Origin of the sequence: Saccharothrix sp. 6-C (genome assembly GCF_016695385.1) — a bacterium.
Classification (GTDB): domain Bacteria; phylum Actinomycetota; class Actinomycetes; order Mycobacteriales; family Pseudonocardiaceae; genus Actinosynnema; species Actinosynnema texasense.
Map to the genome: position 1 here is coordinate 400751 of NZ_CP064192.1, position 15940 is coordinate 416690.

Here is a 15940-nt window from a genome sequence, read left to right on the forward strand (position 1 = left end):
GCCCGGCGGCCGGTCCGGGATCAAGCCGCCTTGAACCGGTCGGTGGCCGCCAGCAGCGCGCGCAGGATGCCCGGCTCGTCGAACGCGTGCCCGGCGCCCGGCACCACCACCAGCTCCGATCCCGGCCACGCCCGGTGCAGGTCCCAGGCCGTGACGGCGGGGGTGGCGAGGTCGTAGCGGCCCTGCACGATCACGCCCGGGATGCCCGCGAGCCTGCCCGCGTCCCGCAGCAGCTGCCCCTCCGCCAACCACCCGCCGTGCCGGAAGTAGTGGTTCTCGATCCGCGCGAACGCCAGCGCGTACCGGGGCTGCGCGAACACCTCCACCAGCTCCGGCCGGGGCAGCAGCGTGACCGTCGACCCCTCCCACACGCTCCACGCCACCGCCGCCGGTTCGCGCACGGCCGGGTCCGGGTCGGCCAGCAGCCGCCCGTAGGTCTCGATCACGTCCGCGCCCTCGGGCACGCGCGACACGACCTGCTCCCACAGCTCCGGGAACAGGAACCCCGCGCCGCCGCCGTAGTACCAGTCGAGTTCCTTGCGCCGCAACGTGAAGACGCCCCGCAGCACCAGCTCGGTCACCCGCTGCGGGTGCGTCTGGGCGTACGCCAGCGCCAACGTCGAGCCCCACGACCCGCCGAACACCTGCCACCGGTCGACGCCCAGGTGCTCGCGCACCTCCTCCAGGTCCGACACCAGGTGCCAGGTGGTGTTGCCCGACAGGTCCGTGCCGTGCTCGGACGCGTGCGGCAGGGACCGCCCGCAGCCGCGCTGGTCGATCAGCACGATCCGGTACGCGGCCGGGTCGAACAGCCTGCGGTGCACGGGCGCGGACCCGCCGCCGGGCCCGCCGTGCAGGAACACCACGGGCTTGCCGTAGGGGTTCCCGCACACCTCCCAGTAGACGCGGTTGCCGTCACCGACGTCGAGCAGGCCCTGGTCGTACGGTTCGATCTCGGGGTACATGCGCCCACTGTGCCCCAGGAACGCCCCGGAGTGGATCACCGTCAGCCGGTGATGTCGACGTCCCCGCTCAGCGACCCGGCCTGGAGCACGTGCCCGGTCAGCGTGCCGCCCTCGGTGACGGTGACCGTGTTGACGGTGTTGTTGACGATCGACTGGGCCTGCTGGTCGAACGACGCCGTGTGGTAGCCCGCGTCACGCAGGATCTCCGCCACGGCCAGCGTGACGCGCGTGCGCAGCAGGTGCGTGTAGCGCTCGACGTCGGCCTGCTGGAAGTAGCTGTGCAGCTCGACGTCGGCCGCCATCTCCCGCAGCGTCATCAGGGAGCCGTACTTGTCGGCGTCCACCCGTGCGCCCGCCTGGGCGCTGGGGCGCGGGTGCGCGGCGAGCCGCACGATCCGGGACAACGCGCTCGCGGGCAGCAGCACGAGGTCCTTGAGGGCACGGCCCACCGGCACCCACGCCGACGCCGGCTCGGCGTCCACGGACTTGAGCTCGGCGCTGATGGGCCGCAGCACGCACGGCGTCCACTCCAGGTACAGCGTGGACTCGTCCATCGCCACGTGCACGAACACGGACAGCACGAGGTCGCGGTCCCAGGTCTCCACCGAGAACCGGCGGTAGAAGCGCGACCACTCCAACGGGTCGTCGCGCAGCTCGTGCGCGTGCGCCCGGGACACGTGCGTGTAGGGCGGCTCGCCGGGCCGGCGCAGGTAGTGCGCCGAGACCCGGTCGGGCAGGTGGTCCACCAGGCCCTGCGCGGCGACCACGACGTAGTCGTCCACCTTGAGCGCGCCGAGCCGGCCGCTCGGCGCGAGCAGCGACGCGGCCCGCAGGTCGGTGACCTTGGCCGTGATGCCGTCCAGGAGCGTCGAGGTGCCGAGGGTGACGTCGGTGCGCGGCACACCGGACCGGCGTTCGAGCGGCACGGCGACGGTCCACGGCTCGTGGATGTCGCCCGCCCCGACGAACGGCTGGTAGCCGCGGTGCACCACGAGCGGCACGAGACCGTCCTCTTCGGACGTGCCGGGCGCGACGCGGGTGGCCGTGCCGTGGCGTTCCGCGATGCGCCGGGCGAGCGCGGGCGCCAGGCGCAGCAGGGCGCGGTCCACCGGAGGCGGCACGGAGCCGCGCAGCGGACCGAAGCGCGCCGTCACGTGGTGCGCGACGACCAGCCGGTTGGCCAGCAGCACGACCAGCGCCGCCGCCGTCAGCGAGAGGCCGACCAGGTCCTCGAACGCGTCCTCCACGGTGCCTTCGGGGTCGCCGCCGATCGTCGTGACCACCGGTCCGATGGCCAGCACGAGGGTGAGGACGGTGATGCCCGTGCGCACCGGCCGGACCGGGCGGGAGTCGCCCCGCCTGGCCCGTGCCGCGAGCCACACCCGGATGATCTTCGGCAGGCTCAGCAGCACCGCGACGGTGATCCACACCACCGCGAGCGACACCGAGAAGTACACCGTCAGGCCCAGCAGCACGAGCACCAGCACGTCGACGACGTCCGTGCGCAGCCGGGCCGCGAGCGCCTCGGTGAGCACGGCCGAGGTGTCCACCCCGGGCGCGGGCGCGGCCGGTCGGGTCGGCTCGACCAGCAGCTCCCGGAGGGCCGCGTCGGCGAAGTCGCGGCTGAGGTGGGCGGCGGCGCACAGGTGGCGCGTGCCCTCGTCGCGGTCGGCGCCCCTGTCACCGTCGGCTGCCGCGTGCCGGACGGACCGCGTGTCGGCCAGGACCATCTTCGGTGTCGCTCCTCAGGGAGTGTCGCTGTGGTCGATCATCGTGTCGAGCAGCTGCCGCGCCTGCGACCAGCGGCCCGTCGGGGCCGTGGCCAGCAGGACGTACTCGATGCCGCCCGTGCGCCAGTAGTGCGCGCGGACCCGCCGGGTCTGGCCCTCTTCGGTCTGGTACTGGAACTCCCAGTCCACCGCGTCGAGACCGCCGTGCCCGGTGCGCTCCAGCGCGTGCTGCCGGTAGTCCTTCAGCCCGGCGTTGCTCTCGGCCGCGGCGGCGATGGTGTCGTAGAGGCCGTCGTAGCCCTCCGGCGGAGCCCCGCCGAACCGCACCTCGACGTCGGGGTCGAGCTGGTCGCGCGCGGTGACGACCCCCGCGCCGCTGCCGTCGACCACCGCGTACGAGTCCGGGAGCACGGTGGTGAGGCCTTCGGGGCCGGTGTACCGGAAGTACCCGACCGGCGTGCCGCTCGACGTGCTCCGCGTCGTCGTCGGCCGGCCGGTGGTCGTCCACGACGACGTCGTGCCGGTCGCCGTCACGTCGTACGGACCCGCCTCGGCGGTGGGCGCGGCGGGAGGCGGATCCTCCCACCACCGCGGCACGTGGATCATCCCCAGGCCGAGCCCGAGGCTCACCACCAGGAAAAGACCCGCGGCCGTCGCGGCGAAACCGAGGGACCCGGGCGCGACCGGCCGTCTCGTCCGTTCCGGGGACGTCTCGTGCGGCGGCCGTTCCGCGTCGCGGTTCTCGGCTATCTTCGCGCCGAGCGAATCGCTCATGGAAACCTTCTCCCGAACCGAGAATCGGAGGTCGACGTGGAGAACCGGATCGACTTGGCGGTCGCCCACCGGTGGACCGAGGTGGCCGAGGCCGAACACGAGCCGGACGCCGTCGACCTGCTCGCGGCCCGGCTGCTCGCGGTCGCGGACACGTGCCGTTCGGTCACCCGCGACGGGGACCTGGAGATCACCAGCGCGGCCCAGTTCGTGCAGTGCGCGAAGGTGGCCGAGCGGCTGGCGGAGCTGGAGCCGGTCGACCCCGACCTGGCCCGGCGGTCGTACGAACTCCGCGAACAGGTGTTGACTGGCCGGGATTTCCGCTGGTCGGACCCGGCGCGCACGGCGGCGCTCGGCGTGGCCGCGGTGGTCGTCGCCTTCGGCGGCGCGACGCTGGGCGGCGGCGAGGAGGACGTCGCGATGGTGGTCGTCTCCGCGGTCCTGGGCAGCGCGCTGCTGTTCGCCACGATCCTCACCTCGCGGCGGCCGGTGTGGCGCACGCGCGCCGAGCTGGTCGCGCCGATGGTGCGGCGGCACGGGCTCTGAGCCGCCACGCGGGCGCGCGACCACTCGCCGTTGGAGACCATCAACCGTCCCGGGTCGACCCGAAATCACGCCTTCGGTCGCGATGGTGGCATACCCGGGGCGCGGTCGACCCGCAATTTTGGGATAACCGGGCGGAAGCACCCGAAAGCGAATAGCGCCCGGTGTCGCGCTATTCCGCTCCCAAAGGAATCACCGGGAATTCGGGCCCGGCACGAACGAGGTCGCCGCACCGGCCCGAGCCGGTGCGACGACCTCGATCAGGACCTCAGTGGAAGGTGTGCTCCGGGCCGGGGAACTGGTGGCCCTTCACCTCGGCCGCGAACTGCTCCGCCGCCGACTTCATCACGCCCGCCACGTCGGCGTACCGCTTCACGAACCGGGGGGCGCGCCCGCGGCGCAGGCCCATCATGTCCTGCCAGACGAGGACCTGCGCGTCGGTGTCCGGTCCCGCGCCGATGCCGACGGTCGGGATGAGCAGGTCGTGCGTGATCTGCTTGGCGACCTCGCTGGTCACCATCTCCAGCACCACCGCGAACGCGCCCGCGGCCTCGACGGCGTGGGCGTCCTCGACCACCGAGTCGAACGCGTCGCTGCGGCCCTGCACGCGGTAGCCGCCGAGCTGGTGCTCGCTCTGCGGGGTGAACCCGATGTGCGCCATGACCGGGATGCCCGCCCGCACGATGGCCTCGATGTGCGGTGCGAAGTGCTTCCCGCCTTCGAGCTTCACCGCGTGCGCGCGGCCTTCCTTCATGAACCGCACGGCCGTCGCCACGGCCTGCTCGACCGACACCTGGTAGGAGCCGAACGGCAGGTCGGCCACGACCAGCGACCGCTTCACCGACCGGGTCACGCCCCGGACCAGCGGGATCAGCTCGTCCACGGTCACCGGCAGCGACGTGTCGTAGCCGTAGACGTTGTTGGACGCGGAGTCGCCGACCAGCAGCACCGGGATGCCCGCCTCGTCGAACAGCTCCGCGGTGTACATGTCGTAGGCGGTGAGCATGGGCCACGGCTCGCCGCGCTCCTTCAGCTCCCGCAGGTGGTGGATGCGCACCTTCTTGCCGGTGGGGGCGCTGCCCGCCCCGTTGCCGTAGGGCGCGGTTACCTCTGACGAGGTCATCGTCGACCGTCCTCCCTCGGGGCCGGCTTCATCGCTGGTCCCCGGGATCTTGTTGCACGGTTACCCGACCAGCCTGACACCGACACCGGGGTAAATGCGCGTAGTGCGAGACGCTTCACACGCTCCGCCCACCACATCGCGCGCCACGCCGATCACGAGTACCGTGCGCCCGCCCCGCTCACCCGCCGCGCAACGCCGTGAGCACCGCCAACGCCACCGCGTCGGGCCGGTCGACCGGCACCATGTGGCGGCTGCCCGGCACCAGCACGGTGCGCCCGGTCGGGGCCATCGCGGCCAGCGCCACGTGCGCCGCGAACTCCCGTCGACCGGCCGTGAGCACGGTGAACGGCGCCCGCGGCAGCGGTCGGAACGCCCGCAGCCGCTCCACCGCGGCCACCTGCGCCGGGTAGGACGCCAGCTCGTCCAGCACGGCCCGCGTCACCGACGGCCGCCCGTACACCGACCGCACCGCCGCCGGCGACGCCGGGTCGCGCCGCCCGAGGGTCGACCCGAGCATCGCCCACCGGCGCAGCCGCGGCGCCTGGGCGGCCACGAGCGGGTCCAACCCGGTCCGCAGCACCCACCGCGCCACCGCCGCCGACACGTCGGACGGGCGTCCCGCGCCCGGCGCCTCCGGATCGGGGTCCACCAGCACCAGCCCGCGCACCCGACCGGGCCGCAACCGCGCCCACGCCTCCACGTGCAGCGAGGCCATCGAGTGCCCCACCAGCACCACCGACGGCTCACCGGCCAGCACCGCGTCCAGCACGGCCACCTCGCGGGCCAGCGTCGCGGGCGCCGACGCGGGGTCGGACCACCCGGTGCCCGGCCGGTCGAACACGAGCACGCGCGCGTCCGGCAGCAACGCGACCACCGCGTCCCAGTCGAACCACGCGCCGCCCAACGCCGAGCTGAGCACCACGGCGGGCCCGTCGACACGCCCGGACGCGCGCACGTGCACCCGACCGGCGAGTGACGCGATCATGGTGGACAACCCGAACCCCTTGGAGCGTGTCGTGGCGGTGGCCAGGTGGAAGTGGCGGACGGCGGGGGTGGTCGCCACCGTCGTCCAGGCGGCGGCCGTGGCGTCGGTCCTGCTGTTCGTGCTCGACGAGGAGTCCGACCTCGCCGAAGGCATCTTCGCGGTCTCCTACCTCCTGGGCCTACCCGTCGAGGCGAACCTGTTCATCGCCTTGGTGCTGGTCGTGCTCGGCGCGGCCCTGCGCAGGCGCAAGCGGGCGGCGCTGTGGACGTTGCTGCTGTTCGAAGCGCTCAACGTGACCTCGGTGCTGCTCTTCCTCGTCCTCTACTGGATCGACCCGTCGCCGTTCCTGGGCGCCGACGAGTCGCCGGACCCGGCGGGCCTGGCGGTCGAGCTGAGCGCCGGCGTCGTCGTCGGCCTCGCGCTCATCGTGCTCCTGCTGGTGGTCCGCGACGCGTTCCCGGCCAAGCTCGCGCCCGGCGCGTGGCGGCAGGCGCTGGTGGTGTTCCTCACCGGGATCGTGGCGTTGTGCCTGCTCGGCTGGGGTCTGACCGAGGTGTTCCCGGGCCACCTGCACGGCTCGTGGCACAAGCTGGTGTGGGCGGCGAACCAGATCACCGGCGAGGTCCTGCCGCAGCGGCGCGGCGGCGAGGGCCCGTCGTGGCTGGGCGTGCTGCTCGGGTTCGGCGGGATGCTCGTCGCCATCGCCACGCTGTACGTGTTCTTCCGCGGCGAGCGCTCCAGCCGGTGGTTGAACGACACCGAGGAGCTGGCCGTGCGCCGGCTGCTGGCCGCGCACGGCGAGCCGGACTCGCTGGGCTACTTCGCGACCCGCCGCGACAAGAGCGCGGTGTTCGCCCCGAACGGCCGCGCCGCGCTCACCTACCGCGTCCTCGCGGGCACCACGCTGGCCAGCGGCGACCCGATCGGTGACGAGGAGGCGTGGCCGCAGGCGGTGCAGGCGTGGCTGGCCGAGGCGCGGCGGTACGGCTGGCTGCCCGGCGTGCTCGGCGCGAGCGAACGCGGCGCGCACGTCTACGCGGCGGCCGGGCTGAAGGCGTTGGAGATCGGCGACGAGGCCGTGCTCGACGTGCGCGAGTTCACCCTGACCGGTCCCGAGCGGCGGGGCGTGCGGCAGGCGGTGAGCCGGGTGGCCCGCGCCGGGCACACCGCCCGCGTGCGGCGGCACGCCGACATCCCGGCCGACGAGCTGGCCGCGATCCTCGACCTGGCCCGGCGGTGGCGCGGCGCGGAGACCGAACGCGGGTTCTCCATGGCGCTGGGCAGGCTGGGCGACCCGACCGACGGCCGGTGCGTGATGGTCGAGGCCTACGACGCGCACGGCGAGCTGCGCGGCCTGCTGTCGTTCGTGCCGTGGGGCAGGCGCGGGCTGTCGCTGGACCTGATGCGCCGCGACCGGGCCGCCGAGAACGGCCTCAACGAGTTCATGGTCGCCGAACTGGTGGCCGCCGCCGGCCGGCTCGGCGTCGAGCGGGTGTCGTTGAACTTCGCCATGTTCCGCGCGGTGTTCGAGGAGGGCGGGCGGATCGGCGCGGGACCGGTGCTGCGGACGTGGCGGGCGGTGCTGAGCCTCGCGTCCCGGTTCTTCCAGCTGGAGTCGCTGTACCGGTCCAACGCCAAGTACGGCCCGGAGTGGCTGCCGCGCTACCTGTGCTTCACCCGCGCCCGCCACCTGCCCCGGGTGAGCATCGCGGCGGGCGTCGCCGAGGGGTTCGTGCCGAGCCTGAGGTCGCTGGTCAAGCGCGGGTCCTCGCGCGCGCTGCGCTACGAGACCGTCGGCACGGGCTTCGCCGCCGCCGTGGCCGAGATCGACGCGACCAAGGTCGAGCCGCGGCAGCCGCGCCGCCCGGAGCAGGTCCGGGTGCGCATCGCCAAGCTCGACCGGCTGCGCGCCGACGGCATCGACCCCTACCCGGTGAACTACCCGCGCGAGCACTCGGTGGCGCAGGCCCGGGAACTGCTCGGCGACACCGTCTCGGTGGCCGGCCGGGTGGTGGCGCTGCGCGAGTTCGGCGGCCTGAGCTTCGCCCGCGTCCGCGACTTCACCGGCGAGGTCCAGCTCATGCTCGACGCCGGGCGCGTGGACCTGGCGGCGTGGAAGGCGGGCGTCGACCTCGGCGACCACGTGGGCGTGCGCGGCGAGGTGATCCGGTCCAGGCGGGGCGAGCTGTCCGTGCTCGCCGACGAGTGGACCGTGACCGCGAAGTGCCTGCACCCGTTGCCGGACAGGCGCAAGGGCCTGGCCGACCCGGAGGCGCGGGTCCGCAGGCGGTACCTGGACCTGGCGGTGAACCCCGACTCGGCGCGGATGCTGCGGCTGCGCAGCGCCGTGGTGCGCGGCATCCGCGACTTCCTGCACGACCGCGACTACCTCGAAGTCGAGACGCCGATGTTGCAGGCCGTGCACGGCGGCGCGAACGCCCGGCCGTTCGTCACCCACATCAACGCCTACGACATGCGCATGTACCTGCGCATCGCACCCGAGCTGTACCTGAAGCGGCTGTGCGTGGCGGGCGTGGACCGGGTGTTCGAGCTGAACCGCAACTTCCGCAACGAGGGCGCGGACGCCTCGCACAACCCCGAGTTCACCATGCTGGAGGCCTACCAGTCCTACGCCGACTACACGACGATGCTGCACCTCGTGCGGGAGCTCGTGCAGCACGCCGCGGTGGCCGCGCACGGCCGCCCCGTCGCCGTGCGCGACGGGCTGGAGGTGGACATCTCCGGGGAGTGGCCGATCGTCCCCGTCCACGCCGCCGTCTCCGCCGCGCTGGGCGTCACCGTCACGCCGGACACCCCGCTGCCGGAGCTGCGCGCCCTGCTCGCGGGCCACGGCATCGAGCCGGCCGACGACGCCGACCACGGCGCGCTGGTGCAGGAGGCGTACGACGAGCTGGTGGAGCCCACCACCGTCGAACCCACCTTCTACACCGACTTCCCGACGTCGGTCTCGCCCCTGACCCGGCCGCACCGCGCCGATCCCCGCCTGGCCGAGCGCTGGGACCTGGTGGCGTTCGGGGCGGAGATCGGCACGGCCTACTCGGAGCTGACGGACCCGCTGGAGCAGCGCCGCCGGTTGCAGGCGCAGTCGCTGAAGGCGGCCAGCGGCGACGTCGAGGCCATGGAGCTGGACGAGGACTTCCTCGACGCCCTGGAGCACGGCATGCCGCCCACCGGCGGGCTCGGGGTGGGCGTGGACCGGGTGCTGATGATGCTCACCGGCACGTCGATCCGGCAGACCGTGCTGTTCCCGTTCGTCAGGCCCGTCTCGTGAGCAGCCCCGCTGCCGCCCTGATGTCCGCCGTGGCGGTGTCGAGCCCGGCCGGGTCGGCGATCGTGGTGTTGCCCTCGTAGGTGACGCCGTCCGGCACGGCGTCGCTGCCCACCGGGTCGGCGTCCCAGAAGTTGCCCCGGTAGACGACGTGCTCCAACGGAGGGTGGACGTGCAGCACGGCCGTGTTGTCCGCGCGGGCCACCACGTTCCCCTCGACCGCCACCCACGTGGCCCCGTAGTCGGTGTAGAGGCCGAAGTTGTACGGCGTGCGCGTGTCCTCGACGACGTTGCCGCTGATCACGGCCCCGTGCTCGGAGGTGCCCTGCGCGCCGGACAGGTAGATCCCGCCGCCGTCGGCCAGCACGCCCATCGTCCGGGTGACGAGGTTGCGCGTGATGCGGGTGCCGCCGCGCGACGGGTGGGCCACGATGCCGTTGTGCGGCACGTCGCGCACGTGGTTGTGCGCCACCGTGCAGTCCGCGGTGTCGTGGAACGTGATGCCGGCCGAGCCGGAGTGGTCCAGGCCGACGTCCGCGACGAGGTTGTCCTCGATCACCGCCCCGTCCGTGCCGGTGACCGAGATGGCGGACGCGGCGAGGGTGTCGAAGTCGCAGCCGCGCACCACGAGGTCCGCGCCGCCGGTCGCGCCCAGCCCCGCGGCGCCCAGCCTGGTGAACCGGCAGCCCTCGAACCGCACCCCGGTCGAGCCGTCCACCTGCACGCCGGCGGGGATCTGCTCCTGCTCCTCGGGCACGGTCAGCCACGCGCCCTCGGCCGGCTCCACCCTCCCGATCCGGCCGCCGTCGTAGTAGCCGTTCGAGTGGTAGTGCAGGAAACCCCGGTCGCCACCCGGCCGCAGCCACGTGGTGTCGGCGAACACCACGCCCCGGAACGCCACGTCCCGCACGCCGGTGGCGCGCACCAGCACCTCCAACGCAGGCACGACCACCCGCGGCTCCTCGCCCGGGCGGGGCAGGTAGTGCACGACGTGCCCGCCCGGCCGCGAGCGGTCCAGCGCGAACGTGCCCTCGGTCAGGAACGCCGGGTCGTTCTCCACCCGGGTCGGCGCCGGGGGACCGGACATCACCTGGCCGAACCACTCCGAGTTGTAGACGTCCACGGCCCAGCCGAACGCGGGCTGCGCCATGGTGATCTCGCCGTCGTGGACGGCCGCGACCGCCGTGCGCGCCTCCGTCCACGGGTAGACGCCCCGGTGCACGAACTCGACGCCCGCCGGGGAGCGCCAGTCCAGCGGCGCGTCCGTGGCGTAGCCGGTCGCGGTGCGGCGGACCGTGCCGGGCAGCCCGTCCACGCCGGCGCGCTCGACCCGCCGCCCGTCCACCACGAGGTGCCGGGTGACCAGGTCGCCGACCTCGGCCCGCCACACCCCGTCCGGTCCCCGCCGGCCGGCGACCTCCCGCCCGCCGCTGACGACGGCTTCCTCCTGCGCGGCGGTGCCGTAGCCGAAGGCCTGGTAGACGACCCGTGAGTCCTCCTCGGTCAGGTCGAGCGGCTCGGTGAGCACGTGCGTGCCCGCCCTGAGGTGCACGGTGACGTCACCGTCCGCCTCACGGGCGGCCTGCCGGGCGCGGGCCAGCGTGGCGAACGGCCGCTCGGCGGTGCCCGGCGTGGCATCGTCCCCGCTCGGAGAGACGTGGAAATCGGTCATGAACAGCCCCCAACGTGTTTATGGCGTAAACCGCAGTAGGTATATCATGGAGGCGTGATGGGGACAGCGGGCGATCCCGACCGTTCGGTGGAGTTGCTGTGGGACGGCCGGCCGGGGCTCAGCCTCCGGGCGGTCGTGGGCGCCGCGGTCGAGGTGGCCGACGCCGAGGGCCTGGCGGGGCTGTCGATGCGCAAGGTCGCCGAGCGGCTCGGCTTCACCACCATGGCCCTCTACCGCCACGTGCCCGGCCGGGACCACTTGGTCGACCTGATGTGCGACGCCGTGCTCGGCGACCCGCTGCCGTCGGCGGGCGGTGGCTGGCGCACGGCGCTGGAAGCGTTCGTCCGGCACGCCTGGGAACTGCGGAAACGGCACCCCTGGCTGGCTGAGGTGCCCGGTCGGCACGTGCCGGGGCCCAACGCGCTGGCCCACTACGAGCACGCGTTGGGCATCGTCGCCGGCACCGGCCTCGCCCCGGCCGAGGTGGTCGCGGCGGTCGGTCTGGTCGCCCGGTTCGTCGACGCCGAGGCGTCCGCCCTGGTCGAGGCCGCGCGGGCGGAGCGCGGCACCGGGGTGAGCGACGAGCAGTGGTGGGGTGCGCGGGACGCGTTGTTCGCCCGGTTCGACCGCTACCCGACGCTGACGTCGCTGTGGGAGGCCGGCGGCTTCGACCAGCCGGACCCGTTCGGCTTCGGTCTGGCCCGGCTGCTCGACGGCATCGAACTGCTGATCCGCCAGCGTGATGAAAAGCGTGATGATACTTGTCGGGTGTGTGGCGGGCCGGTGGTGCAACCGGCGTCCGGCCGGCCCCGCGCGTACTGCTCGCGGGGCTGCCAGCAGCGCGCCTACCGCAGCCGCCGGTCGAGCTGAGCCGCCCGCCGACCCCCGTCGACGGGCGGCCCGGCCCTCAGACCTGCACGGTCGGCAGCACCACGAGCTGCCGCAGGTTCACGTTCCTGGACCGGCTGGTGGCGAACCCGACCACGTCGCCGATGTCGGCCGGGTCCAGCGGCGGCACTTCCTGCCGCCACTGCGCCAGGTGCGCGGCCACGTCCGGGTTGTCGATGTGGCCCGCCAGCTCGCTGTGCACCAGGCCGGGTTCGATGTTCGTCACCCGCACGCCCTTCGGGCCCAGCTCGGTGCGCAGGTTCGCCGACAGGTGCGTGACGGCCGCCTTGGTAGCGGTGTAGACGGCGTAGTCGGGGAACGTGAGGTGCGCGCCGACGGACGAGATGTTCACCAGGTCCGCGGCGCCGACCGCACCCGCCTCCACCAGGTCCGCGGTGAACGCCTTGGTCACGTTCAGCAGGCCCTTGAGGTTGGTGTCGATCATCCGGTGCCACTCGTCGTCCCGGCCCTCGGAGAGGGGGTTGGCGAGCATCACGCCCGCGTTGTTCACCACCAGGTCGACCCGCCCGAAGGCGGTGTGGACCGCCTCGACGGCCTCGGTGAGGTCACCGGTGACGTCGGCGGCGACGGCGAGCGCCCGCCCGCCCTCGGCGGCGATCTTGTCGGCCAGGTCGGTGAGCCGGTCCGCGCGGCGGGCCAGCAGCGCGACCTTCGCCCCGGACCGGGCCAGGACGAGCGCGATCTCGGCGCCGATGCCGCTCGCGGCCCCGGTGACGACGGCGGTGCGGTTGTTCAGGTCGTAGGTCATGGGAAGAACACTGGACCTGGTCCCGGCGGTTACCGGAGGTGCTGGTCGACCTGGGGAGCGGCGTTCCCTGGGACTGGCAGTACCCAGGCTCGGCGCGGGCCGGGCGGCCATACTGGGTGGGTGAACCACGACCTGGGCGAGTTCCTCCGCAGCCGCCGGGCTCGCGTCCGCCCGGACGACGTCGGCCTGCCCGGTGGCGGCCGGCGCCGCGTGCCCGGCCTGCGCCGCGAGGAGTTGGCGATGCTGGCCGGCGTGAGCGTGGACTACTACATGCGCCTCGAACAGGGCCGCACGCCCGCCGTGTCCGACTCGGTGCTGGACGCCGTCGCCCGCGTGCTGCGGCTGGACGACACCGAACGCGCCCACCTGCGCAACCTCGTCCGCCCGACGCCGGCCAGGCGGCCCGCGCCCCAACGCGTCCGACCGGGCCTGCGGCGGCTGCTGGAGATGGCCGACGACGTGCCCGCGTTCGTGATGGGCCGCCGGGCGGACATCCTGGCCTGGAACCCGCTGGCGGACGCCCTCTACGGCTTCGGCGACCTGCCGCCGGAGGACCGCAACTCCGCCCGGCACACGTTCCTGCGCCCGGAGTCCCGCACCTTCTACCGCGACTGGCCCACCGTCGCCGCCGACATGGTGGCGTTCCTCAGGCTGGACGCGGGCCGCTACCCGGACGACGCCAGGTTGGCGGCGCTGGTGGGCGAGCTGTCGGTCAAGGACGAGACGTTCCGCAAGCTGTGGGCGCAGCACAAGGTGCTGGAGAAGACCCACGGCACGAAGCTCATGCGCCACCCCGTGGTCGGGGACCTGGACCTCGACTACGAGACCCTGCGACCGACCGGCGACCCGGACGTGGTCCTCGCCCTCTACACCGCTCGCGCGGGTTCGCCGACCGAGGACCGCCTCAAGCTGCTGGCGAGCTGGTCCGCAGTGCCCTCGGGAACGCCCTCGGAGCAGCAGGCCTGACCTCCGTCACGGGCCCGTCGACGTTCTTCGAGACCCGCACCGCGTCCCAACCGGCCCGCACCTCGACGCAGCTCCCGCCGCTGTTCCCGCTGTACTCGATCACCGCTCGCGCGTATGCCTCGGTCTGCGCCGACCAGTGCGGTGTCCTGGGACGGCGTCCTGCGCATGAGCCTGCGAGGCCCGGAGAGCTGCCTGCACCCTGTTCAAGGGTTCTGAGCTGCTGCGGATCGATCGGACAATAAATCTTGTCAAGACAGGAAAAATTGTCCTAAGCTGGGTGCACACCGACGACCAAGGAGCCGGCCATGTCCTTCCAGGCGTACCTCGACACCATCGAGCGCAAGACCGGCAAGACCCCGGCCGAGCTCCTCGCCGAGGCGGGCGGTCGCGGGTACGACGCCACCACGAAGGCCGGCGTCGTCCTCCAGTGGCTGAAGGACGACTACGACCTGGGCCGCGATCACGGCATGGCGCTCTACCACGTGCTCAAGAACGGCACCGCGATCAGCGCCAAGCACGTCGGCGGCACCGGCGCCCACCGGGACGACTCCGCGACCCTGCGGGTGGACGGCCTCGCCCACCGCTGATCCGATCGACCGAGGAGGCCCCGCGTGCGACTGAACCCCGGTGAGACCCAGGCGACCGGGTGGCGCGTCGAAACGCTGCCCGACGTCGTGCGACGACTGCGCGAAGCGGCCGGCGACGTCACCGGGCGCCCCGTCGTCGTCGCGATCGACGGCCGCGGCGGCGCCGGGAAGTCCACCCTCGTCGAGCGGCTGCGGAAGGTCGTTCCCGGCTCCGGGGTCGTGCACACCGATGACATCGCCTGGCACCACGCCTCCTTCGACTGGGTCGACCTCGTGGTCGACAACGTCCTGCGGCCCCTGCACCGGGGCGAGGCGGTGGAGTTCCGACCGCCGGCCTGGGACGAGCGCGACCGCCCCGGCGCGATCCGCGTCGCCGCCGGTGCGGGTGTCGTGTGGGTCGAGGGCACCGGCATCCTCCGCCAGGACCTCGTCCCGTGGCTCGACGCCTCGATCTGGGTGCAGGGCGACCTGGACGAGCAGGAACGCCGGATGACCGCGCGTGATGGCGACTCCGTCGACCGGCGGCGGTTCCTCGCCGACTGGCTGGCCGAGGAAGTGCCCCTGCTGCTCCGCGAGCAGCCGTGGCGGAAAGCGACCGCGGTCGTGGCCGGCACGACCGTGCTCGACCACGACCCGGACACGGAGGTCGTCACCGCCGCGGCACGTCCTTGACCGGAACCGCCCGCGGTTCCGGTCAGAGCGTGTAGAACCAGTTCTGCACCGTGTCGTGCAGGTTCTCCTCGACCCACGCGCTCATCTCCGCGTCGTGCGACTCGTCCAGGGTGGGAATGCTCACGGCGGTGATGTTCGGCGACCACCCGCGCACCGCCTGCCACTCCCGCACCCCGTCCTGCGGGAAGCACTGGAGCGGAACGCACAGCGCGGCCTGCCGGGCGGCGGGGAGGCCCTGGGCGATCACCTGTGGCACCAGGCCGCCCGCCGGCGGGAAGAACGTGGTCCCGCCCCTCCCACCGTGCCCGATCGTCACCAGGACCAGGTACGTCGGAGCGGCGTGCGCGCCGGGGAACGTCACGCTCTTCGGCTGGGCCGTCGCCCGGTAGGCCACCGCCCCCTCCGGGAAGCGGAGTTCCGCGGGCGGGCGGATCAGCGCGGTGTCGGGCGGCACGTGCACGGTGATCCGGTCGCCCACGAAGCCCGCCAGCAACCGCCGGACCTCCCGCACCGCTTCGGGGTGGATGCGCTCCTGGTCGAGCCCCTGCGCGGCGAGGTGGTCGGGCAGGGCGTCACCCGCGATCGTGCGCGGCACGTCCTGGTTGCGGTCGGCGTCCACCCGCATCCCCGGGTCGAGCGCGGCGTAGGCCGCGCGCAACCGGTTCACGTAGTTCTGCGACAGCTTCCCGCCCGACCAGACGATCACCGCCCGCGTCTGCGCGACCTTGGCGTCCAACGCCTGGACGTAGGCGTCCTCCCGGCCCTGGAGCCTCTCGAAGCGGTCGATGAAGTCCGCGTCACGGGTCAGGTGCTCGATGTTCGAGGTGATCGAGGCGACGAGGAACTGGTTCATCGGTGACGGCAGGTGGTCCGAGATCGCCACGCCGACCTCGTTCAGGGAGGCGCGTAACCGCCTCACACCCTCGGCTCCGACCTGGCTCACGCCGTCGACGGTCATGCGAACACCCTCCCCGGTGTGG

15 protein-coding genes are annotated in these 15940 nt (G+C 73.3%); 6 read left to right on the forward strand and 9 right to left on the reverse strand.

Annotated elements, in window-relative coordinates; genetic code table 11:
* Positions 1–20 precede the first annotated feature (20 nt).
* From pip to IOD16_RS01940, 3 genes are read right to left on the reverse strand one after another with little or no spacing between them, the layout of a single operon-like run.
* A complete protein-coding gene (gene pip, locus IOD16_RS01930; RefSeq protein WP_201438653.1) occupies positions 21–965 on the reverse strand; it encodes a prolyl aminopeptidase in 945 nt (314 codons plus the stop codon).
* 41 nt (positions 966–1006) lie between these two features.
* The gene (locus tag IOD16_RS01935; RefSeq protein ID WP_201438654.1) at positions 1007–2695 is read right to left on the reverse strand and encodes a hypothetical protein; all 1689 of its coding nucleotides are present in this window, start codon (positions 2693–2695) and stop codon (positions 1007–1009) included.
* A gap of 15 nt (positions 2696–2710) precedes the next feature.
* Positions 2711–3469: a hypothetical protein gene (locus tag IOD16_RS01940; RefSeq protein WP_201438655.1), complete on the reverse strand. Its 759-nt coding sequence runs from the start codon at positions 3467–3469 to the stop codon at positions 2711–2713.
* Between the two features lie 36 nt (positions 3470–3505).
* Between IOD16_RS01940 and IOD16_RS01945 the strand changes: the two genes are divergently transcribed.
* The gene (locus IOD16_RS01945; RefSeq protein WP_201438656.1) at positions 3506–4012 is read left to right on the forward strand and encodes a hypothetical protein; all 507 of its coding nucleotides are present in this window, start codon (positions 3506–3508) and stop codon (positions 4010–4012) included.
* A gap of 265 nt (positions 4013–4277) precedes the next feature.
* Here the strand turns inward: IOD16_RS01945 and panB are convergent, their stop codons facing one another.
* On the reverse strand, positions 4278–5132 hold the full coding sequence (panB, locus tag IOD16_RS01950; RefSeq protein WP_123743951.1) for a 3-methyl-2-oxobutanoate hydroxymethyltransferase: 855 nt from the start codon (positions 5130–5132) through the stop codon (positions 4278–4280).
* A 178-nt stretch (positions 5133–5310) separates the two neighbouring features.
* Positions 5311–6117, reverse strand: a complete 807-nt coding sequence (locus IOD16_RS01955) for an alpha/beta fold hydrolase (RefSeq protein WP_201438657.1) — start codon at positions 6115–6117, stop codon at positions 5311–5313.
* A 31-nt stretch (positions 6118–6148) separates the two neighbouring features.
* Here IOD16_RS01955 and lysX point away from each other — a divergent pair, with 31 nt between their 5' ends.
* Complete coding sequence (lysX, locus tag IOD16_RS01960) at positions 6149–9409, forward strand: bifunctional lysylphosphatidylglycerol synthetase/lysine--tRNA ligase LysX (protein WP_442978087.1); 3261 nt, start codon at positions 6149–6151, stop codon at positions 9407–9409.
* Here the strand turns inward: lysX and IOD16_RS01965 are convergent.
* On the reverse strand, positions 9393–11078 hold the full coding sequence (locus tag IOD16_RS01965) for a right-handed parallel beta-helix repeat-containing protein (RefSeq protein WP_236594686.1): 1686 nt from the start codon (positions 11076–11078) through the stop codon (positions 9393–9395). The two genes, lysX and IOD16_RS01965, sit on opposite strands and share 17 nt — an antisense overlap.
* A gap of 57 nt (positions 11079–11135) precedes the next feature.
* Between IOD16_RS01965 and IOD16_RS01970 the strand changes: the two genes are divergently transcribed.
* Positions 11136–11948, forward strand: coding sequence for a TetR/AcrR family transcriptional regulator C-terminal domain-containing protein (locus tag IOD16_RS01970; RefSeq protein ID WP_201441151.1), 813 nt, complete (start codon positions 11136–11138; stop codon positions 11946–11948).
* 37 nt (positions 11949–11985) lie between these two features.
* Here IOD16_RS01970 and IOD16_RS01975 read toward each other — a convergent pair whose 3' ends face one another.
* Positions 11986–12735 (reverse strand): SDR family oxidoreductase, encoded by a 750-nt coding sequence (locus IOD16_RS01975; RefSeq protein WP_201438659.1) that lies wholly within the window; start codon positions 12733–12735, stop codon positions 11986–11988.
* A 120-nt stretch (positions 12736–12855) separates the two neighbouring features.
* Between IOD16_RS01975 and IOD16_RS01980 the strand changes: the two genes are divergently transcribed.
* Positions 12856–13701, forward strand: a complete 846-nt coding sequence (locus IOD16_RS01980) for a helix-turn-helix transcriptional regulator (protein ID WP_123743945.1) — start codon at positions 12856–12858, stop codon at positions 13699–13701.
* Here IOD16_RS01980 and IOD16_RS41375 read toward each other — a convergent pair.
* Complete coding sequence (locus IOD16_RS41375; protein WP_201438660.1) at positions 13640–13804, reverse strand: DUF397 domain-containing protein; 165 nt, start codon at positions 13802–13804, stop codon at positions 13640–13642. The two genes, IOD16_RS01980 and IOD16_RS41375, sit on opposite strands and share 62 nt — an antisense overlap.
* A 202-nt stretch (positions 13805–14006) precedes the next feature.
* On the opposite strand from IOD16_RS41375, the gene IOD16_RS01990 reads away from it, so the two are divergent.
* Both IOD16_RS01990 and IOD16_RS01995 read left to right on the forward strand, forming a co-directional pair.
* Positions 14007–14288, forward strand: coding sequence for a DUF4287 domain-containing protein (locus IOD16_RS01990; protein WP_201438661.1), 282 nt, complete (start codon positions 14007–14009; stop codon positions 14286–14288).
* Between the two features lie 24 nt (positions 14289–14312).
* Positions 14313–14960, forward strand: coding sequence for a uridine kinase family protein (locus IOD16_RS01995; RefSeq protein WP_201438662.1), 648 nt, complete (start codon positions 14313–14315; stop codon positions 14958–14960).
* A 22-nt stretch (positions 14961–14982) separates the two neighbouring features.
* Here IOD16_RS01995 and IOD16_RS02000 read toward each other — a convergent pair whose 3' ends face one another.
* Positions 14983–15918: a hypothetical protein gene (locus IOD16_RS02000; protein WP_201438663.1), complete on the reverse strand. Its 936-nt coding sequence runs from the start codon at positions 15916–15918 to the stop codon at positions 14983–14985.
* Between the last annotated feature and the right edge of the window lie 22 nt (positions 15919–15940).